At 65.6% G+C, this 20,433-nt stretch carries 19 protein-coding genes; 6 read left to right on the top strand and 13 right to left on the bottom strand.

Going from position 1 to position 20,433, the window contains the following annotated elements:
- Positions 1-53 precede the first annotated feature (53 nt).
- Positions 54-473, bottom strand: coding sequence for a VOC family protein (locus FDW83_RS16650; protein WP_138139204.1), 420 nt, complete (start codon positions 471-473; stop codon positions 54-56).
- Positions 470-916 (bottom strand): helix-turn-helix transcriptional regulator, encoded by a 447-nt coding sequence (locus FDW83_RS16645; protein WP_138139203.1) that lies wholly within the window; start codon positions 914-916, stop codon positions 470-472. The genes FDW83_RS16650 and FDW83_RS16645 overlap by 4 nt, the downstream gene beginning before the upstream one ends.
- A 219-nt stretch (positions 917-1,135) precedes the next feature.
- Between FDW83_RS16645 and FDW83_RS16640 the strand changes: the two genes are divergently transcribed.
- The 3 genes from FDW83_RS16640 (at position 1,136) to FDW83_RS16630 (ending at position 5,085) form a co-directional block, all read left to right on the top strand.
- Positions 1,136-1,561: a YgjV family protein gene (locus tag FDW83_RS16640; protein ID WP_138139202.1), complete on the top strand. Its 426-nt coding sequence runs from the start codon at positions 1,136-1,138 to the stop codon at positions 1,559-1,561.
- 260 nt (positions 1,562-1,821) lie between these two features.
- Positions 1,822-4,236 carry a phosphoenolpyruvate synthase gene (gene ppsA, locus FDW83_RS16635; RefSeq protein ID WP_138139201.1) on the top strand — a complete coding sequence of 805 codons (2,415 nt, stop codon included), beginning with the start codon at positions 1,822-1,824 and terminating at the stop codon, positions 4,234-4,236.
- The gene (locus FDW83_RS16630; protein ID WP_240721025.1) at positions 4,237-5,085 is read left to right on the top strand and encodes a pyruvate, water dikinase regulatory protein; all 849 of its coding nucleotides are present in this window, start codon (positions 4,237-4,239) and stop codon (positions 5,083-5,085) included.
- A 9-nt stretch (positions 5,086-5,094) separates the two neighbouring features.
- On the opposite strand, the gene FDW83_RS16625 is transcribed toward FDW83_RS16630, so the two are convergent.
- The 11 genes from FDW83_RS16625 to FDW83_RS16575 are packed head-to-tail and all read right to left on the bottom strand — an operon-like array spanning position 5,095 to position 16,714.
- Positions 5,095-6,084, bottom strand: a complete 990-nt coding sequence (locus FDW83_RS16625) for a 3-hydroxyacyl-CoA dehydrogenase family protein (RefSeq protein WP_138139200.1) — start codon at positions 6,082-6,084, stop codon at positions 5,095-5,097.
- Between the two features lie 2 nt (positions 6,085-6,086).
- Positions 6,087-6,581, bottom strand: a complete 495-nt coding sequence (locus FDW83_RS16620) for a ribose-5-phosphate isomerase (protein WP_138139199.1) — start codon at positions 6,579-6,581, stop codon at positions 6,087-6,089.
- Positions 6,578-8,356 carry a dihydroxyacetone kinase family protein gene (locus FDW83_RS16615; RefSeq protein WP_138139198.1) on the bottom strand — a complete coding sequence of 593 codons (1,779 nt, stop codon included), beginning with the start codon at positions 8,354-8,356 and terminating at the stop codon, positions 6,578-6,580. The genes FDW83_RS16620 and FDW83_RS16615 overlap by 4 nt, the downstream gene beginning before the upstream one ends.
- Before the next feature lie 52 nt (positions 8,357-8,408).
- Positions 8,409-9,410: a sugar phosphate isomerase/epimerase gene (locus FDW83_RS16610; RefSeq protein ID WP_138139197.1), complete on the bottom strand. Its 1,002-nt coding sequence runs from the start codon at positions 9,408-9,410 to the stop codon at positions 8,409-8,411.
- 2 nt (positions 9,411-9,412) lie between these two features.
- Positions 9,413-10,537, bottom strand: a complete 1,125-nt coding sequence (locus tag FDW83_RS16605) for a Gfo/Idh/MocA family protein (protein ID WP_138139196.1) — start codon at positions 10,535-10,537, stop codon at positions 9,413-9,415.
- The gene (locus tag FDW83_RS16600; RefSeq protein WP_138139195.1) at positions 10,522-11,220 is read right to left on the bottom strand and encodes a ThuA domain-containing protein; all 699 of its coding nucleotides are present in this window, start codon (positions 11,218-11,220) and stop codon (positions 10,522-10,524) included. Before FDW83_RS16600 ends, FDW83_RS16605 begins: the two co-directional genes overlap by 16 nt.
- A gap of 52 nt (positions 11,221-11,272) precedes the next feature.
- Entirely contained in the window at positions 11,273-12,277 is a 1,005-nt protein-coding gene (locus FDW83_RS16595; RefSeq protein WP_138139194.1) for a sugar phosphate isomerase/epimerase, read from the bottom strand.
- Between the two features lie 38 nt (positions 12,278-12,315).
- Positions 12,316-13,506, bottom strand: a complete 1,191-nt coding sequence (locus FDW83_RS16590) for a Gfo/Idh/MocA family protein (protein WP_138139193.1) — start codon at positions 13,504-13,506, stop codon at positions 12,316-12,318.
- Between the two features lie 37 nt (positions 13,507-13,543).
- Positions 13,544-14,449, bottom strand: a complete 906-nt coding sequence (locus FDW83_RS16585) for a carbohydrate ABC transporter permease (RefSeq protein ID WP_138139192.1) — start codon at positions 14,447-14,449, stop codon at positions 13,544-13,546.
- Between the two features lies 1 nt (position 14,450).
- Positions 14,451-15,389, bottom strand: coding sequence for a carbohydrate ABC transporter permease (locus tag FDW83_RS16580; RefSeq protein ID WP_138139191.1), 939 nt, complete (start codon positions 15,387-15,389; stop codon positions 14,451-14,453).
- Positions 15,386-16,714 carry an extracellular solute-binding protein gene (locus tag FDW83_RS16575; RefSeq protein WP_138139190.1) on the bottom strand — a complete coding sequence of 443 codons (1,329 nt, stop codon included), beginning with the start codon at positions 16,712-16,714 and terminating at the stop codon, positions 15,386-15,388. Before FDW83_RS16575 ends, FDW83_RS16580 begins: the two co-directional genes overlap by 4 nt.
- A gap of 237 nt (positions 16,715-16,951) precedes the next feature.
- Between FDW83_RS16575 and FDW83_RS16570 the strand changes: the two genes are divergently transcribed.
- Genes FDW83_RS16570 through FDW83_RS16560 form a run of 3 tightly spaced genes read left to right on the top strand, consistent with a single transcriptional unit; the run spans position 16,952 to position 20,369 of the window.
- A complete protein-coding gene (locus tag FDW83_RS16570; protein WP_138139189.1) occupies positions 16,952-18,001 on the top strand; it encodes a LacI family DNA-binding transcriptional regulator in 1,050 nt (349 codons plus the stop codon).
- An 8-nt stretch (positions 18,002-18,009) separates the two neighbouring features.
- Complete coding sequence (locus FDW83_RS16565) at positions 18,010-19,209, top strand: mandelate racemase/muconate lactonizing enzyme family protein (RefSeq protein ID WP_138139188.1); 1,200 nt, start codon at positions 18,010-18,012, stop codon at positions 19,207-19,209.
- Positions 19,206-20,369 carry a fumarylacetoacetate hydrolase family protein gene (locus FDW83_RS16560; protein WP_138139187.1) on the top strand — a complete coding sequence of 388 codons (1,164 nt, stop codon included), beginning with the start codon at positions 19,206-19,208 and terminating at the stop codon, positions 20,367-20,369. Before FDW83_RS16565 ends, FDW83_RS16560 begins: the two co-directional genes overlap by 4 nt.
- Positions 20,370-20,433 lie beyond the last annotated feature (64 nt).

Genomic DNA, 20,433 nt, shown 5'->3' with positions numbered 1-20,433 from the left:
AAATGGAAGGAGGCGCCGCGCCCGCAGCCCCTCCCGCCGTCGTTGTTCTGTTCTTAGGGCTGCTGGTTGATGCGGACGGTGTTGCCGGCGGGGTCGCGGAAGGCACAGTCCCGGATGCCGTACGGCTGGTCGATGGGTTCCTGTACGACGTCGGCCCCGCTCGCCTCCACCTGGGCGAAAGCGGCATCCACGTCGGGGGAGGAGAGGACCACGGTGGCGAAGGTGCCCTTGGCCATCATTTCGGCGATGGTGCGGCGTTCGTCGTCGGTGATGCCGGGGTCGGCCGTAGGCGGGTAGAGGACGATGGAGACGTCCTTCTGGCCCGCCGGGCCAACGGTGACCCAGCGCATGGTGCCGCGGCCAACGTCGTTGCGGACTTCGAAGCCAAGGGCGTCCCGGTAGAACGCGATCGAGGCGTCGGGATCGGTGTGCGGAAGGAAGCTGGAGGAGATGGTGATGTTCATGGCAGTCATGCTAGTAACGCCCCGGCAGCCGGTGCTTCTCGATTCCTGACCGGTCTGCTGACCTGTTTTTCCACGCAGGCGGGGATGCCCGCCGTCGAGCCTTCCGCCTCCTGTTTGTAGGCGCGGGGCGGCATGCCCACCAGTTCGGTGAAGCGGGTGCTGAAGGTGCCCAGCGAGGAGCAGCCGACGGCGAAGCACACCTCGGTGATGCTGAGGTCGCCTTTGCGGAGGAGCGCCATGGCACGTTCTATTCGGCGGGTCATGAGGTAGCTGTACGGTGATTCGCCGTAAGCGAGCTTGAAGCGGCGGCTGAAGTGGCCGGCGGACATGTGGACGTCCCGGGCGAGCGATTCGACGTCAAGCGGCTGGGCGTACTCCCTGTCAATCCGGTCCTTAACGCGCCTTAGCCGGGTCAGCTCGCGCAGGTACGGGTCGGCAGGAGGGGAGGTCACACCTCAGATCGTGCTACGCGGCAAGGGTCTTGTCCAGACGTGCGCAGCATCACGCTTCCCCGGGCCAAAACCGCGCCGCCATGCGGTTATGATTGTCCCGCCGGCCGGCAGTCCTCGCCCACAATGGGCTCGAGCAAACGCAGCATCAGGCGAAAACACACCTTCATCACTATCGACATCCCTGCCCGATTACTGCGCGGGGAACCTTGAAAGGACGCCATGGAACTGCTGTGGGAAATCGCCGGCTGGGCAGGGGCGGTTGCGATTCTCAGCGCGTATTTGGCTGTTTCCATGGGCTGGCTGAAGGCCGGCAAAGGCTCCCAGGTCGCGAACCTCTTCGGCTCCGTTGCGTTCATCATCAATGGCTCGTTCCACGGGGCGTGGCCTTCCGTGGTTACCAATGTGGCCTGGTTCCTGATCTCAGCCATCGCCCTGGTCCGCATGCGGAAGACGGACCAGCCTGTGGCACCGGCCGGGGAGCCCCAGGTTCAATACCCCGGTGTGCCGGACACCACCGGCCAGTTGGCTGTTGTTGAGGTACTGACCGGCTCCATTCCGGCGGTCGCGCCCCGGCCTGCCGTGGCTTCCGTACATGCCGTTGCTCCAGTTCATGCTGTTGCCGAGAAGCAGGCACTCGCCGTCTGAGCGGCCCGCCTTCCACTCCAGATCGTCCGTGAGCCCGGACCATGGCCTGGAGTACGCCACGGACAGGGTAAGGCGCCACGGACAGGGTAAGGGCAACATGGTTGGCAACCATGCATCCAGTGTCTTGGTGACTTTTCATTACTTTCATTACGTGTTGCACACATCACATCCGTTTGCTTCTTCGGTGCACTCCTGACAAACCTTGCATCACAACTTTTTGCAGCGCTTGTCAGCGCGTGCCCAATGGAGGAGCACCACCTATGACTGACGTTCTCTGGTTTTCCGACCTCGGCCTGTCCGACCTCGACCAGGTTGGCGGCAAGAACGCTTCGCTTGGAGAAATGGTCCGGAACCTCGCCTCGGCGGGGGTAAAGGTACCGGGCGGTTTCGCCACCACAGCCGATGCCTACCGGCGGTTCCTTACCGAATCCGGCCTGGACACCCGCATCGAAAACATCCTGGCAGGCCTGGACAGCGGCGATGTTGCCGCTTTGGCCGTCGCCGGGCAGCAGATCCGGGACCTGATCCGCGCCACCCCGTTCCCCGCCGGGTTCGAGGAGCAGATCCGCACCGCCTACAGCCGCCTCACGGACGAGCACGGCGGCGATGTGTCCTGGGCGGTACGCTCCAGCGCCACGGCCGAGGACCTGCCTGATGCCTCATTCGCGGGGCAGCAGGAGACTTTCCTGAACATCCGGGGCATCGACAACATCCTGCTCGCGATCAAAGACGTTTTCGCCTCGCTCTACAACGACCGCGCCATCGCCTACCGCGTCCACCACGGCTTCACGCATTCGGAAGTGGCACTCTCAGCGGGCGTCCAGCGCATGGTGCGTTCCGACGTCGGCGCGTCCGGCGTGATGTTCACGATGGACACCGAGACGGGCTTCACTAACGCCGTCTTCATCACCTCGTCCTACGGCCTGGGCGAGGCCGTGGTCCAGGGCGCCGTGAACCCGGACGAGTTCTACGTCCACAAGCCGGCCCTGGCTGCCGGCCGGCCGGCAGTCCTCAAGCGCGGACTCGGTGAGAAGGCAGTGCAGATGATCTACACGGAGTCCGAGGAAGTCGGCAAGACCGTGGACTTCGTCCCCGTACCGGCGGACCTGCGCCGCCGCTTCAGCCTCACCGACGCGGAGGTCGAGCAGCTTGCCCGGCACGCCCTGGCAATTGAGGCGCATTACGGCCGCCCGATGGACATCGAGTGGGGCAAGGACGGCGTGGACGGGGAACTGTACATCCTGCAGGCCCGGCCCGAAACTGTCGAGTCGCGCAAGCCCTCCGGCACCATTTCCCGCTACACCCTCACCGAGCGCTCGGCTGTCCTGGCCGAGGGCCGGGCCATCGGCCAGCGCATCGGCGCCGGCCAGGTGCGGGTACTCACCTCCATCGACCAGATGGCTTCGTTCCAGGAGGGTGATGTCCTGGTGGCCAACATGACCGACCCGGACTGGGAGCCGATCATGAAGAAGGCAGCCGCCATCGTCACGGACCGCGGCGGGCGCACCTGCCACGCGGCGATCATCGCCCGCGAACTCGGCATTCCGGCCGTCGTCGGTACCGGCAACGCCTCACGGGTCCTGGCCGACGGTGCACCGGTCACGGTGTCCTGCGCCGAGGGCGAGGCGGGATTCGTGTACGAGGGGCTGCTGGGCTACACACTGCAGGAGACCAGCCTGGAGACAATGCCGCCGGCGCCGGTGAAGATCATGATGAACGTAGGCACCCCCGAGCAGGCCTTCAGCTTTGCCCGGCTCCCGCACCACGGCGTGGGCCTGGCCCGGCTCGAGTTCATCATCAACCGCCAGATCGGCATCCACCCCAACGCCCTGCTGGCCGTGGCGGGAGAAATCGAACGCCCGGCTTCGCTCTCTGACTACACCGTGCGGCAGATCCGGGAGAAGACCGCAGCCTACGACGGCCCCCGGGACTACTACGTTAAGCGCCTCGCCGAGGGGATCTCCACCATCGCCGCGGCCTTCGCGCCGGAACCGGTGATCATCCGGCTCTCCGACTTCAAGTCCAACGAGTACGCCAACCTGATCGGCGGCCCGGCATTCGAGCCGTCCGAGGAGAACCCGATGATCGGCTACCGGGGCGCGTCCCGGTACCTCTCGGAATCGTTCCGCCAGGCCTTTGAACTCGAGTGCGAGGCCCTGAAGTACGTGCGCAACGAGATGGGCCTGACCAACATCAAGATCATGGTTCCCTTCGTTCGCACCCTGGACGAGGCCCGCGGCGTGACCGAACTCCTCGCCGCCAACGGACTGCGCCGGGGCGGGAACGGGCTGGAAATCGTGATGATGTGCGAGCTGCCCGCCAACGCCCTGCTGGCCGATGAATTCCTGGACTACTTCGACGGCTTCTCGATCGGCTCCAACGACCTGACCCAGCTCACCCTGGGCCTTGACCGTGACTCGGCCCTGGTGGCCGAGGGCTTCGATGAGCGCAACCCCGCCGTCACCCGGCTGCTCGAAATGGCCATCGCCGCCTGCCGCGCCAAGGGCCGGTACGTCGGGATCTGCGGCCAGGGCCCGAGCGACCACCCGGACTTCGCCGAGTGGCTGCTGGACCAGGGCATCAGCTCCATCTCGCTGAACCCTGACGCCGTCACCGAAACCTGGTTGCGCCTGGCACGCACCAGCCCCCGCTCCGGCAACCGCTCAGCCGTCTAAATGGCAGAAGCCCAGATGGATGCCGTGGGGGCGGGCAGCCTGCCCGCCCCCACGGTGTTCTTCCTCTCGGACAGCACCGGCATCACGGCCGAAACGCTCGGCAACACCCTGCTCACGCAGTTTCCGTCGAGGCACCTGGAGCGCCGGACGATTCCGTTCATCACCACTGTGGAGCAGGCGCACGAGGTGGTAGCCGTCATCGACCGGCTCGCCGCCAGCGGGCCACGGCCCATCGTCTTTTCCACCGCCGTCGGCCCTGACATCCGCTCCGTCCTGGCCCGCAGCCGCGGGCACTTCTTCGATCTGTTCGGCGCGCACATCGGGCAGCTGGAAGGGGCGCTTGGATCCTCCGCCAGCCGCCAGCCGGGCCAGGCCCACGGCGTGGGTGACGCTGTCCGCTACCAGTCGCGGATGGCCGCCGTCGAGTACGCAATAGAACACGACGACGGCCAGTCGCTGCGTGCCCTGGAGCGCGCCGAACTGATCCTCATCGCCCCGTCACGCTGCGGTAAAACCCCCACCACCATGTACTTGGCGCTGCAGCACGGCATCCTCGCCGCCAATTTCCCCCTGGTGGAGGAGGACTTCGACACCCTGTCCCTGCCGAAGCCACTGCTGCCGTTCGCGCACAAATGCTTTGGCCTGACCTCCCAGCCGGTCCGGCTCAGCCAGATCCGCCAGGAGCGCCGCCCCGGGAGCAACTACGCATCGCTGACCCAATGCAGCTACGAGCTGCGCAACGCCGAGGACATGTACCGGGCCAACCACGTGCCCTACGTGAACTCCGCCTCGATGTCCGTCGAGGAAATCTCCGCCACCGTTCTGCAACGGATGCAGCTGCACCACTAAGTACGGTTGTCAGCCAAGCGGGGCAGGCCCGAGATCCTCGAGCAGTTTCTGCATGGCCACGTACGCCTTGTTCCGGTAGGCGATCAGTTCAGGGATGCGCTCCGCCGGGACGTTGAGGAAACCTGCCCCGGTCTTGGTGCCCAGCTTCCCGGCGTCCACCAGGTCGGAAAGGATTTTCGGGGTGGCGAACCGCTCCGGGAATTCCTGCTGCAGTGACTGGTAGCAGAAGCTGTACACGTCCAGGCCGGCCATGTCCGCGATGGCGAAGGGGCCGAAGAACGGCAGCCGGAAGCCGAAGGTGGTGCGGACCAGGGTGTCCACATCATCCGCCGTGGCAATGCCCTGCTCCACCAGCTGCGCTGCCTCGTGGAACAGCGCGTACTGCAGGCGGTTAAGCACGAAGCCGGTGACGTCCTTGACCACCGCGGTCTGCTTGCCGGCCGCATGCACCAGCTCCCGGACAGCGGCCACGGTGGCGGCAGAGGTACCGGCATGCGGAATGATTTCCACGCCCGGGATGAAGGGTGACGGATTGGAGAAGTGCACTCCGAGGAACCGTTCCGGCTGCGCGACCGGCCCGGACAGCTCCGCGATGGAGATCGTGGACGTGTTGGAGCCGATGATGGCATCCGGCCGGGCTGCCCCGCTGATGCGCGCGAGGGTCTGGTGCTTGATGGCGATGACTTCGGGGACGGCTTCCTCGATGAAGTCCGCGTCCGCCACTGCCTCCTCGATGTCCTTCGCGGCCCACAGGTTCTGCTTCAGGGTTTCCGTGGCTCCGGCAGGAAAGAGTCCGTCCGCCACGAACTGGTCGGACTCCCGCAGGAGCCTGTCGTAGTTGTCCCGGGCCACCTCGGCGGACACATCGGACAGTGCCACGCGGGCGCCGCCCAGGGCGAGGACCTGGGCGATTCCGCCGCCCATGTATCCGGAGCCGACGATGGCGATGTTCCGGGCGGTGCCGGCCGGCGGGGTGGTGTTGGTTGCTGGTTGGGTCATGGTCAGACTGCCTTCGTGGATTCGGGCTCGTAGGAGCAGATGGCGTCCACCTTGGCGGCGGAGGGTGAGGATTCGTCGAAGCGGTAGCCGAGCCAGTCGCCCACGAGTTTCTTGGCCAACTCAAGGCCGATGACGCGCTGGCCCATGGTGAGCACCTGGGCGTTGTTGCTCAGCACCGAGCGCTCCACCGAGTAGGCGTCGTGGGCGGTGACCGCGCGGACGCCGGGCACCTTGTTTGCCGCGATGGCCACGCCCAGTCCTGTTCCGCAGATCAGCAGCGCGCGGTCCGCTTCGCCGCCGGCAACTTTGCGGGCGGCATTGACGGCAACATGCGGGTAGGCAGTGGGGTCATCAGCACCGACGCCCACATCCACAACGGATGCGACGCGGCTGTCCGACTCAAGCAGCGCTTTCAACGCTTCCTTGTATTCGACGCCGGCTTCATCGTTGCCGATGACAATGCGCCATCCTGCCGCTGCCTGCTGTTCCGTACTCATGCGTTTGCTCCATCTCCGGCCACCGAGGCCAGCCGGGAATCATCAAGGGAAGAATCAAAGGCTTTGAGGCAGTCGGCCACCCTGCCCGCGATCAGGGCAAAGGACACCGCGCCGGGATCCGGGTGGCCCAGGCTCTTTTCTGCCAGCGGACGGGCCCTGCCCATCCGCGGCCGGAGCGAGGCGGTGGAGTCAGCGGCGGCACGCGCGGCGGCCGCCCCGGCGGCCAGGGCAGCAGCAACGGGAGCACCGCCGTTGAACGCCGATTGGAAGGCGCCGCGGAAGGGCAGCAATGCGTCCACCATGGTCTTGTCCCCGGGGACGGCCTTGCCCAGGGCAGTGACGGCGTCGGTGAAGGAGGTCACGATGGCGGCCGCGTCCTGGCGCCGGTAGGAGGCCTTGTTGCCGAAGGTCCTTCCGGCGGCCTGCAGGGCCGAGCCCCACAGCGCCCCGGAAGTTCCTCCGGCGCGTTCGCTCCAGGCTTCTCCGGCGGCGGTGAGGACCCGCTGTACCGATGCGCCGGCGGCCGAGGCATCCCGGGCCGCAGCGGCCGCCGCCTCGGCGCCGCGGCGCATGCCGATGCCGTGGTCGCCGTCGCCGGCGATGGCGTCAAGCCTGCCCAGTTCCGCTTCATGGTCCACGACGGCGTCCCGCACCTGCGCGAGCAGGGCGGCTGCCAGCCTGCCCAGCTCAGCCGCTGCCGCCGTCGTCTCTTCCGTTTCCAGCGCCGCAGCCTGCTCCGGCCTGGCCGTTTCCCGCCGTTCCCGCCGCTCCCGCGGAGCCATGCTGCCCTTGCGGTAGCCGGGGGTGTCAGCCGGGGCGGACCAGTAGTGCTCCAGTTCATCGTCCAGCCAGAGCAGCGTGAGGGAGAGTCCGGACATGTCCAGGCTGGTCACCAGTTCGCCGCATTCCGGCTCCACGATGGTCAGCCCGGCCGCCGTGAGGAGCTTTTCGATCTTGCCGTAGAGCAGGAACAGCTCCTCGTACTTGACCCTGCCAAGGCCGTTAAGGATGGCTGCCACCCGGTCGCCTGCGTCGTCGGGCTTGTCCTTGAGCAGCCGGGAGACGAGCAGTTCCGCGAGTTCGGAGGCCGTGGGGAGGGGGTGCTCCGAGATCCCGGGTTCACCGTGGATACCGAGCCCCAGCGACATCTGCCCGGCGGGCACGTGGAACAGCGGTTCTGCAGCGCCAGGAAGGGTGCAGCCGTCAAAGGCCACGCCGAGGGTACGGGTCCGGTGGTTGGCGCGCAGGGCGAGCTGTTCGACGGCGTCCAGGTCCAGTCCCGCCTCCGCAGCGGCACCGGCAATCTTGAAGACTGTCAGGTCGCCGGCAATGCCCCGGCGTTTGTCGAGCTGGTCGATTGGGGCGCTGGCGATGTCATCCGTGGCCAGGACGGTGCGGGTCTCGATGCCCTCCGCATTGAGCCGCTGCTGCGCCTCGCCAAAGTGGATCACGTCCCCGGCGTAGTTCCCGTAGCTCAGCAGCACACCGCCACCGGCGTTCGCGGCCCTGGCCACCCGGTACACCTGACCTGCCGAGGGCGAGGTGAAGATGTTCCCGCACACCGCGCCTGCGGCCAGGCCCGGCCCCACCAGTCCGGCGAAGGCGGGGTAATGGCCGGAGCCGCCGCCGACCACCACGGCCACCTGGCCCGCGGGCACCTCGGTGGAGCGGACCACGCCTCCGTCCACGCGGGCCACGTAGGCGCGGTTGGCCGCGACGAAACCGGCCAGCGCCTCGTCCACGAAGTCGGCGGGGTTGTCGTAAATCTGCGTCATGGTTTCCTCAATGAATCCTTGCTGGAAAGGCGGTGCTGCGGGCAGGTGACGGCTACACCTTGGCGAGTGCCGCCGTCGGCTGCTGGCGCCCCTGTAACACCTGGCTCTCGCCGAGTGCATAGCCGTCCCGCTTGGGAAGGACATGGCGGCGCAGGTATTCCTGGTTGCTGGCTGACACGCTCAGGCCGTCCCCGCCGTAATGCTCAGTGCAGAGGATGCCCTGGAAACCGGCGGAGAGGGCAACCTTGAAGGCCTCCCGGTAGTTGATGAGGCCGCTTTCCATCGGAGCCGGCATGGTCACATACGTTCCGCGGGCAACGTCCTCGTCGCGGTAGTAGTTCTTCATGTGCCAGTAGTTGGCGTAGGGCAGCGTCTTGGCTACCAGCTCCCGCCAGTCCTCAACCGGCCGGTGCAGCCGGACCAGGTTGCCCAGGTCCGGGTTGAGGCCCACGTTCGCCAGGCCGATGTCCTGGACGAGTCGCACCGATGAATCCGCTGTGCCGAGGTAGGTGTCCTCGTACATCTCAAGCGAGAGCAGGACACCCACCTCGGCCGCGTGCCGGCCCAGTTCCCGGAGGCGGACCACTGCGTTGCCCCAGCTTTCCCTGTCTCCCGCCGGGTCCTTGTGGCCTTCCACAGTCCAGAACCACAGCTGTTGCTGCTGTTCCGGGGTGATGGCCTGGTGGAGTCCGACCGAGACCACCTCGCAGCCCAGTTCCGCGGCGGCATCGATGGTGCGGTGGCTGTACGCCAGGTTGGCTTCCCAGTTGCCTTCCTCGATGACGCTTCGCCGGATGGCGGAGATGGCCGGGAGGCCGATGCCTACATCCGCCGCTGTCTGCTTGAACTCGGCCAGGCGCTCCCGGCTGAGGTCACCGGGGCGGACCCAGCTGTCCGTCAGGTCCGCGTTGGCAAACCCGGAGTCCTTCACCTCCCCGAATGCTTCAGCCCAGACGGAGGAGTCCGCGTCGTTGGCGTGGACTCCTCCGGTGCCGGTACCGGGGAACGGCAGCATGGCCGCGGCGATGGGCCAGTTGTCGGCTGTATAGGCCATGCTCAGGAAGCTTCCTGGGCCTGCAGCGCGTCCACATCTGCCGTAAGCACGGTCAGTTCCACGCAGTCGGGCCGTTCAACGGTGCTGCCGATGCGGACCGCCGAACCGCTCTGCGCTGAGGCCAGGACGGACTCCATGACCTCAAGGGCGTGGTAGGCGAGTGCGCCGCCGGCCCGCGGCTCACTGCCGGCCGGGGTGGTGGCCAGGTCCGCGATGCCGAAACCGCGCCCGGCGTCGACGTAGCCGGCCGAGACGGGAAGGGTCTCCCAGGCGTCGGCGCCGAGGGAGAACAGCTGGACCTCGCCGTCGAAGTGGTTGGGGTCCGGCACCACCAGCGATCCGCGTTCGCCGTGGATTTCGATGTTGGGGGACTTGGACTTCACGGCGTCGAAGCTCATGAACAGGGTGGAAAGCGCACCGGAGGCATGGGTCAGGACGCCGGTCACGTGGGAGTCGGTGGTGACCGGGATCTTCTCGCCCTGCCGCGGTCCCGAGCCGATGGTGCGTTCGTTCCGCGTGTGGCTCCCGGCACCCACTACCGAGACCACCGGGCCCAGCAGGGTCACCAGGGCGGTCACGTAGTAGGGGCCCATGTCCAGGAGGGGCCCGCCGCCGGGCTGGTAGTAGAAGTCCGGGTTGGGGTGCCAGCGTTCATGGCCCGGCGTCACCATGGTGGCGCTCGCCGAGATGGGTGCACCGATCAGGCCGTCGTCGATCGCCTTGCGCGCGGTCTGGATGCCGGTGCCGAGGACAGTGTCAGGAGCGCAGCCGACGACGACGCCGGCCTCCTTCGCAGCGTCCAGCACCTGGCGTGCCTCCTGCGTGGTGGCCGCCAGGGGCTTTTCGCCGTACACGCTCTTGCCCGCGGCGATTGCCTTGAGCGCCACCTCGGCGTGGGCGGCCGGGATGGTCAGGTTCAGGACGAGTTCGACGTCGTCCGCTGCGAGCAGCTCGTCCACGGACAGGGCGCGGACGCCCTCGTACTGCCCGGCCACCGCCTGGGCGCGGGCCATATCCAGGTCCGCCACCGCCACGAGTTCGAGGTCATTGAGCTTACGGAAGTTTGCAAGGTACTGCGCGATGATGGCGCCGCAACCGACGATCCCTACTTTCAACGGCTTGCCCACAGCAGGCCCCTTTCAATGATGGTGCGGACGTTTTCGTCCTGGAGGATTTCCACGCGGTGGCCGGGCGTGGTGACGAAGATGCGGCCTTTGCCCCACTGGCGGGTCCAGATGGCAGGGGAGGTGACTTCACGGTTCCAGGGGTCCCACTCGCGGACTTTCTGGGTTGTGGTGGCCAGGACATCGATGTAGTCATCGGAGAGGACCCAGTACTGCTCGGTCACCAGGTCGAAGTCCTTGATGCCCTGGGTGATGGGATGCTCCGCTGCCGCGGGCAGCATGTTCACCGTGTACGGCACGTAGTTGTCCGGCTGCTCCCCGGTGCACTCGTCCGGGTGCTTGCCCGGATGGCAGGCGAACTGGCCGCCGATCAGGTGCAGGTAGTCCGAGTTGTTGCGGTAGGAGTCGGCGATGCCGCCGTGCCATCCGGCCAGGCCGGTGCCGTTTTCGACTGCAGCGCGCAGGCCGGCGAACTCGTCCTTCTCGATGGTGCTCATGGTCATGCACTGCAGGATCAGGTCCACGCCGGCCATGTATTCGGCGTCGGCGTAGACCTTGGGGGATTCCTCGACGCGGACGTCGTAGCCGTTGTCCCTGAGGTAGGGGATGAAGAGCTCGGTGGCCTCGTACGGCTGATGGCCGTCCCAACCGCCGCGGACAACAAGGGCGCTCTTGGATTCAGTCATGTGTGGGTTCCTTTTGTTCTGCAACCGGCAGTTGTTGGCCGGCGGGTAAGGGTCAGCTGCTAGCGAAAGCGGCGTCGAAGGCGGCTGCGGGCGGAGCGATCCGGGCAAGCTCCTGCACCATGGCCAGTGCCTGCGGCGCACCGATAAGGCGGTCCATGCCGGCGTCCTCCCACTCGATGCTGGTGGGGCCGTCGTAGCCGATGGCGTTCAGGGTCCGGAAGATGCGATTCCACTGCACGTCCCCGTGCCCTGCCGTGACGAAGTCCCATCCGCGCCGGGGATCGGCCCAAGCCAGGTGGGAACCCAACCGGCCGTTGCGGCCGTCCAACTGGCGGACGGATTCCTTGACGTGGACATGGAGGATGTGTTCGGCGAAGTCCTGCAGGAACATCACCGGGTCCAGGTCCTGCCAAATGAAGTGGGAGGGGTCGAAGTTCAGCCCGAAGCTCTTCCGATGGCCGATGGCCTCCAAGGTGCGCTTGGCGGTCCAGTAGTCGTAGGCGATTTCGGACGGGTGGACCTCCAGGGCAAAGCGGACGCCCTCTTCCTCGAAGACATCCAGGATGGGGTTCCAGCGGTCCGCGAAATCCTGGTAGCCGGCGTCGATCATTTCCTGGGAAGCAGGCGGGAACATGGCCACCGCCTTCCAGATGGACGATCCGGTGAACCCGGTCACGGTCTTCACGCCCAGCCGGGCAGCTGCCCGGGCGGTGTCCTTCATCGATTCCGCGGCCCGGCGGCGCACTCCTTCGGGGTCGCCGTCACCCCAGATCTCCGCGGACAGAATGCCCTGGTGGCGTTCGTCGATGGGGTCGTCGCACACGGCCTGGCCGGTGAGGTGGTTGGCGATCGCGTAGACCTTCAGATGGTTCTTTTCGAGGATGTCCAGGCGGCCCTGGAGGTAGTTGTCGTCCTCGGCAGCCCGGCGGGGGTCCAGGTGGTCGCCCCAGCAGGCTATCTCCAGTCCGTCGAAGCCCCACTCGCCTGCGAGCCGGGCCACTTCCTCAAACGGCAGGTCGGCCCACTGGCCGGTAAAAAGGGTAATTGGTCGTGTCATCGGGTTTCCTTCGTTGTGCTGAAGCAGGCGGGCCATGTTCAGACCTTCTGCCACTGGCTCGAGTTGGCGGCGCTGGATTCGACGGCGGCGAGGACCCGCTGCACCTGCAGCGCGTCCGCGAATGACGGTTCCGGCTGGTTGCCCTGGCCGATCGCGGTGACGAGGTCCACCACCTGGTGGGTGAAACCGTGCTCGTAACCAAGCCCGTGGCCGGTAGGCCACCAGTTTCCGGCGTAGGGGTGCTCCGGTTCCGTAACCAAGATTTTGCGGAAGCCGGCGTCGGGGGATTCGGCGGCGTCATAGAAGCTCAGGACGTTCATGTCCTCGAAGTCGAAGGCCACTGAACCGCGGCTTCCGTTGACCTCCAGCCGCATGGCGTTCTTCCTGCCCAGGGCGTAGCGCGTTGCCTCGAAGACGCCGATGGCACCCGGAGCAGCGCCGCCGTCGAACCTTGCGCCGAAGATGGCCGCGTCATCAACGGTGACGCTGCCGCGCGGGGCGTCGGCGCTGAGGTCGCCGTGCCCGCCCAGGCCCACCATGTCGCCGGCCAGCGGACGCTCACGCACGAACGTTTCGAGCAGCGCGGACACTCCGGTGATTTTCTGGCCGGTGACCCACTGGGCTGCGTCGATGCTGTGGGCACCGATGTCCCCGAGCGAGCCGGACCCGGACTTGCTCTTGTCCAGCCGCCACGTCATGGGGGCGGTGGGATCGGAGAGCCAGTCCTGCAGGTACTGTGCCCGGACGTGCCGGATCTCGCCGAGCCTGCCCTGGTCCACGAACCGCTTCGCCAGGGCGAGGGCAGGGGTGCGGCGGTAGCTGAAGCCGCACATCGACAGGACGCCCCGCTTTGCCGCGGTCTCAGCGGCGAGGGTCATCCGCTCCGCTTCCTCCACGGAGTTCGCCAGCGGCTTTTCACACAGCACGTGCTTGCCGGCCTCGAGGGCAGCGATGGCGATTTCGGCATGGGTGTCGCCGGGGGTGCAGATATCGATCAGGTCGATGTCATCCCGCTCGATCAGGCGGCGCCAGTCCGTTTCAACGGAGTCCCAGCCCAGCTTGTCCGCTGCGGCACGCACACCTTCGGCGTTCCGCCCGGCAACCGCGGTGAGCCGGGGCTGCAGCGGAAGGTCGAAAAAGCGCGGCGCCGTTCGCCAGGCGTGGGAGTGGGCCGCGCCCATAAAGGCATAGCCAATCATGCCCACCCTGAGGGGCTTAGCTGCGGTCATGTCGATGTCCTTTCATGAAGTTCCTGGTCTTGGTGTCCTACTTGCTGAAGCCGGCGGTCAGGCCGCTGAGCAGCTGGCGGCGGCCGACGACGTAGAGCACCAGGATTGGCAGCGTGCTGAGCATCACCGAGGCGAGGACTGCCGGAATGTTCACGCTGTACTCGCCCTGGAAGGTCCACAACGCGAGGGGCAGGACACGCAGGTCGGGGCTCTGTGTGAGGACCAGCGGCAGCAGGAATCCGTTCCAGACGTGCAGGCCGTTGTAGATGGCAACCGTCACGATGGCCGGACGGGTCAGCGGGAGGGCCAGCCGCCACATGATCTGCCATTCGCTGCAGCCGTCCAGCCGCATCGACTCGAAGAGTTCGTTCGGGACGTCGCGGATGAAGTTGGACAGGATCAATACCGTCAGCGGGATGGCGAAGGCTATGGACGGCAGGATCAGTGCCAGCAGGCTGTCGTAGAGGTTGAGCCGGATGATCATGAGGTAGATCGGGATGATCGTCGCCTGGAGCGGGATCGCCAGACCCATCAGGAACATGCCGTTCACCAGCTTGAGGAACCGGCCGCTGCCCCGGACGATGGCGAAGGAAGCCATAAACGAGATCAACACGGCAGGGGCCACGGCACCGACGGTGACGATGGCGCTGTTCATGAAGTACCTGGCGAAGTTGGCCTCAAGAACCATCTGGTAGTTCTCGAGCGTGGGTGCCGTGGGAAGCGCCAGCGGGTTCTGGCCGAAGTAGCCCTCCTGCGTCTTCAGGCTGGTGATCACCACGTAGTACACGGGGATGATGATGATGGCGAGCCAGATCCACCCGCCCAGGCCGGCAGGTATGTTGAGCCGGCGCATCCGGGACCGCAGGCCCCGTGTGCGGGCTGCGGAGTGGGCTGGTGAGCCTGCCCCTGCTTCCGCGGTGCTGTTTTTCAAGACGGTGCTCACGCTACAGACCTTCCAACTGGCTGCCCTGCTTGTCCTTGCCGCCAAGTCGCTGGAGGAGCAAGGCAAGGGCAAGGCCGATGACTACGAGAATGACGGCGATGACGCTCGCCGGACCCATCAGGTTGGCCCGGAAGCCCCGCAGGTACATGTCCAGGGCCAGGATCCGTGTCGAGTTGCCCGGACCGCCGCCGGTGAGGACGAAGATCAGGTCGAAGTACGTCAGGGAGCCCACCACCATCAGGGTTGAGGAGGTGATGATGGTGTACTTCAACTGCGGCAGGGTGATGTGGAAGAACTGCTTGATGGTGCCCGCACCGTCAATCTCGGCCGCTTCGTACAGGGACTTCGGGATCTGCCGTACGCCGCCTTGGTAGATCAGCGTGTGGAAGGGCACGAACTGCCAGGCGATCACAAAGATGACCAGGCCCAGGGCCAGGTGCGGGACGCCCAGCCAATCCTGGGCCAGGAAGGGCAGTCCCAGCCCCGTGGCCAAACCGAAGTTCGGGTCCAGCAGGGCCTTGAAGGCAATGGCCACCGCTGCGGAGGAGAGCAGCAAAGGCAGGAAGTACAACACTGCCAAAGCGGCCCGGTAGCGCTGGCTTCCTGCCGTGAAGACCCCCAGGAGGAGGCTGATCGGCGTCTGGACGAGCCAGGACGCGATCATGATCAGGAAGGTCAGCCCCAGGGCGTTGTACAGGCCCGGGTCCGCGAGCACGGAGAACCAGTTGTCCATGCCGGCAGCCCCGATGGCGCCGATGCCGTCCCAGCCGGCGAAGCTGAGGATGAACACACCGGCCAGCGGCACCACGGCGAAGACCAGGAAGAAGAACAACGCGGGCACGGTCAGCCACCCAAGTGCGGCCTTCCGCTTTGCTGATTGCTCGGACCCGCCCCTGGCGGGGGCGGTGGTCCGCGGCGCTGTGGAAACTGCGTTACTCATTTTCCGAGGGTGGCATTCATGTTCTCGGCGAACTGCTGCGGGGTGATCGACTTCAGGAACAGCTGGTCGATGTTGTTAAGCAGCGCCTCGGCTGCGGTGGGGCTCAAGGCCTGGTCCCACGACTGCTGGAAGTTCGGGGCGTTCTTGGCCAGGTCGTAAACGAAGTTCAGGAAGTCCTTGTCCTCGGACGTGTTCAGCTTGTCTTCGATGCCGTTGACGATGGGAACCGATCCGGAGCTGATGTAGGTGTCGATGACCGTCTCGGTGAGGATACCGTCCTTGAAGAACTTCTTCGCCGACTCCTTCTCCTGCTCCGTGGCCTTGGATGAGATGGACATGTACTGGGCAGGGTTTCCGACGCCGTTCTTGGGGTCGCCCTTGCCGCCGGGGACCGTGGGGAACTGGACGAAGCCCAGCTTGCCGTCCTGGACGAAGTTCTGGCCGCCCTTCTTCATGGCGCCATAAGTCCATGAACCGTGCAGCATCATTGCCGCCTTGCCGGTGAACAGAAGTGCCTGGTCGGCGTTGGAGTCGGCAGCGATCGAGGAGAAACCCTTGATGAAGCCTTCCGCAGAGACGAGTTCCTGGATCTTGGTGCCGGTCTCAATGACGGCCGGATCCAGCCAGGCATTGGGCTTGCCCTCGAAGATGGCATTGAAGACCTCATGGCCGCCAATACGGTCCAGCAGGTATTCGAGCCACATCATGGAGGTCCAGCGTGACTGCCCGCCGAGCGAGAAGGGGGCCACTCCCATGTCGTTGAAGGTCTTGACCAGCGACATGACGTCGTCCCAGGTCTTGGGCGGCTGGACGCCGGCCTTTTCGAAGAGTTCCTTGTTGTAGAACAGGACGATCGGGGCCACGTACTGGTTGGGCAGGGCATAGATCTTCCCGTTCACGGTGGCTGCGCCAAACGATGCCGGGAAGAACTTCTCCTTCAGGTCCGGGTTCTCGTCAAACCAGCTGGTCAGGTCGTCCACCTGGTTCGCTTCCGCATACGTCTTCAAGGTGCCGCCACCCCAGCCGTAAATAATGGTCGGGGCCTGGCCGGCACCGATGGCGGTCTTGATCTTGGTCTTGTAGGCGTCGTTCTGGAAGTAGGTTACGGCGATTTTGTTGTCCGGATTCGCCGAATTGAAGGTGTCCACGGCTTTCTGCATGGTGGTCTGGTTCGGCTCGCCGGAGAGGTACCACATGCTGGCGCCCCCGCCGCCGCTGGAGGTACCGGGTCCCGACGTCCCGCATGCGCTGGTTGCCGCAACAGCGAACGGAGTGAGGGCAGCGAGGGCGAGGAAAGAGCGGCGGGAGGTCTGGGGCTGCTTCATTGCTTCTCCATCTGGAATTTGCTTCTTTGCAAGTGTTCGGAGCGGACAGCTCCGGACCTTTTTGCTCGAAACTTATCGAACAAGTGATTTCGGTCACTGCCTAAACTAAAGCCCGAGTTCGTGAAAGGTCAAGGGGGTTCAGCAAAGTTTCTGCTTGCTTCGTATCTACCCTTGACCAATCTGGGCCGGGCTCTGCAGAATGAGTCTCACGAAATTTTCGAAAGGTTGCGAGTCCCGATGTCAACGAAGATCTCCGAGCGGACGAAGCCGACGCTCGCGTCCGTGGCCCGCCAGGCTGGAGTCTCGGCTCCCACCGTCTCCAAGGTTGTGAACGGCCGCGAGGATGTTGCGCCGGAAACCCGGGCCCGCGTCCTCGCCGTCCTCGAGCAGGCGGGCTACCAGTCGCCCCTTCAGCGACGCTCCGCCGCGGATGTGGGGACTGTCGTCGAAGTGGTGATCGATGTGCTCGATTCCGCCTACATGGTTGAGGTCCTCAACGGGATCCTGCAGTTCGCCGCCAGCATGGACGTGGAGGTCCTCCTCAGCGTCACCGGCCAGGCGCCTTCCAATGTTCAAAGTCCGGAGCGCCGCGCCCAGCGCATGCTGGATGAGGGCCGGGCGGGGATGATCGTGGTCACGTCCGCCTTCAGCCAGTTGCAGGCATTCCGCCGGCGCAAGATTCCCCTCGTGGTCATCGATCCGCTCAACCCACCGTCAGCGGATGTGGTCAGCGTGGGAGCAACCAACTGGGCCGGCGGCAAGGCGGCAACCGAGCATCTGCTCGACCTTGGGCACCGGAAGATCGCCTACATCGGCGGCATTGAACGGGCGGAGTGCAATCAGGCGCGACTGCACGGCTACATGGCTGCCCTGATGGGCAGGGGAATTACGGTGGACCCCCGGTACATCGTCTCCGGTGGCAAATTCCGCAGGGAGAGCGGGATATCCGGGCTCCAGGCGCTGCTGCGGCTCGATGAGCGGCCATCAGCCATCTTCGCCGCGAGCGATGCCATTGCCCTGGGCGTTCTTGGCGAGGCGGGCAGGCATGGAGTCAGGGTGCCTGAAGACATCAGCCTTATCGGCTTTGACGGAACCCGGCAGGGCGCCGAATCCGTCCCGTCGCTGAGTTCCGTGGCGCAGCCGCTCGAGGAAATGGGGCGTGCAGCGTTGCGCTCGCTCCTTCGCCAGGTGCGCGGCGAAGTCCTGGATTCCCATCGCGTCGAACTCGCCACGCACCTGATAGTGCGTGACTCCACTGCTGTTCCCTCCGGCTCTGCTGAGGGGTGAGGGTTGCAATGAAGATCACCAGTTTCGACGCGGTCGTCGTCGATTTCTACCGGACAAACCTTATTTTTGTCCGGCTGGGCACAGACGCCGGTATTACGGGGGTGGCGGAGGCCACGCTTGAAGGGCAGGAACACGCAGTCCTGGGTGCCGTCGCTGTGCTCGCCGGTGCGGTCCGCGGTAAGGATCCGACACGGATTGCGCACACCATCTACGAGCTCAACCGCGATGCCTACTGGCGCGGCGGGCCTGTGTCGTCGACCGCGCTAAGCGCGCTCGAGATGGCGATGTGGGACGTCTCTGCGCGTGCCCTGGGCGTGCCCGTCCACCGGATGCTCGGCGGGCAGGTCCGTGACAGGGTGAGGGCGTATGCCAACGGCTGGTTTTCGGGAGCTTCCTCGCCGGAGGACTTTGCCGAGGCAGCAGTCCATACGGTTGCGCAGGGCTTCCGCGGACTCAAATGGGACCCATTCGAAGCAGCGGACCTGACGCTGGGGCCGCGCGATCTCCGCCGCATGCTGGAGCCGGTCGCCGCCGTCAGGGAAGCTGTGGGCAACGACGTGGAGCTGTTCATCGAAGGGCACGGCAGGTTCGACGTCCCCACCGCCGTGCGTGTTGCCCGGGAACTTGAGCCGTTCCAGCCGGTGTTCTTCGAAGAGCCGTGCCCGCCGGACGGCATCGACGCCCTTCTTGAGGTGCGCTCCAAATCCCCTGTGCCCATCGCTGCGGGTGAGCGGTGGATGGGGCGGAACACGTTCGTTCCCGTCCTTGCCCGGAACGCCGTGGACTACATCCAGCCGGATGTCACCCATGCCGGCGGCCTGCTGGAGCTGTCCTTTATCTCCACACTTGCGGCTGCCCACTACATCCCCTTCGCGCCGCACAATCCGAGCGGACCCTTGAGCACTGCCGCAACCCTGCAGCTGGGCGCGGCGCTGCCGAACTTCCGCTACCTCGAAATCATGGCCACGGATGTGCCCTGGCGCAGTGAAATCTCCAACGAACGCCTGCAGCTTACGGATGAAGGGGATGTGCTCATTCCTGGCGGCCCGGGCCTGGGAATCGAGTTGGATTTTGATGCAATAGCCGAGCATCCGTTCACGCCGCATCCGATGCGGATCTTCACGGACGCGGTTGCTGACATCCGGCCGCCGGACGCCCGTTCCTACTTCAACCTGGAGCCTGTCGCGGCGGGCCCGGACAGGCCATGACCGCCCCGGCAGCGCAGGGGGTCCTCCCCATTGGCCCTGCGGCCGCCGAGGCGGTCCTGGTGGGCCGCGTATGGGACCCGGTGTCAGGGGGTCCCCGGGTGGCAACGGTGCGTGGTGAAGAGGTTTTCGACCTCACGTCCTCCGTCCGCACCGTCTCGGAACTCATGGAACGCCAGGAGCCCGCGGCGTTCGTCCTGGAAAGCCCAGGCGTTCCCCGCTGGCGCCTGGTGGACCTGGTCGAGGCCTCGCTTGGCGGGGATCGAAGCCGGCCGCACCTTTTGTCACCGCTCGACCTCCAGGTAGTCAAAGCCTGCGGCGTGACATTCGTGGACAGCATGATCGAGCGGGTCATCGAGGAACGGTGCGGCGGCGACCTCAACCGTGCGGCGGAAGTCCGCCAAATGGTGGCCCAAGCCCTGCAGGGAAGCGTGCATGCTGTCCGCCCGGGGTCGGAACGGGCCCGGGAAGTCAAGAACGTGCTTGTGGCCCAAGGCCTGTGGTCGCAGTACCTTGAGGTGGGCCTTGGACCCCACCCTGAAATCTTCACCAAGGCCCCTGTGCTGTCCTCCGTGGGTTACGGCGCCGATGTTGGCATTCCCGGTTTTTCGTCATGGAACAACCCGGAGCCGGAACTTGTGCTCATCGCCGGCTCCGGGGGAGCGGTGAGGGGAGCCACCTTGGGAAACGACGTCAACCTCCGGGACGTGGAAGGACGCAGCGCGCTCCTCCTGGGCATGGCCAAGGACAATAATGCATCCTGCGCCGTTGGCCCTTTCATCAGGCTCTTTCACCAGGACTTCACGCTGGAATCCCTCCGGACGGAAGATATCGCCCTCACGGTTGAAGGGGCGGACGGCTACCGGCTCGAAGGCTCTAACAGCCTGGGGCGCATCAGCCGCCCCTTCGAAGAGCTTGTTGCCGCTGCTTACGGTATCCACCACCAGTACCCCGACGGGTTCGCCCTTTTCACCGGGACACTGTTCGCCCCCACGCAGGACCGCGACGATGAGGGGCTTGGTTTCGCCCACAAGCCGGGCGACGTCGTCACCATCAGCAGCCCGCTGCTCGGGACCCTCGTTAACCGCACACGGAAGACCGAAGACCTGGAGCCATGGTCGTTCGGAATTGGGGCTTTGTTCAAATACCTCTCCAGCTGTTGACCCCGGAACGCCGTGGCCATATAGTTCAATGCATAAACTAATTGGCGGTTTCGCCATTCCTCCT

The sequence above is a fragment of the Pseudarthrobacter sp. NamE2 genome (assembly GCF_005796205.1).
Lineage (GTDB): Bacteria > Actinomycetota > Actinomycetes > Actinomycetales > Micrococcaceae > Arthrobacter.
This window is presented reverse-complemented; position numbering and strand designations above follow the sequence as displayed.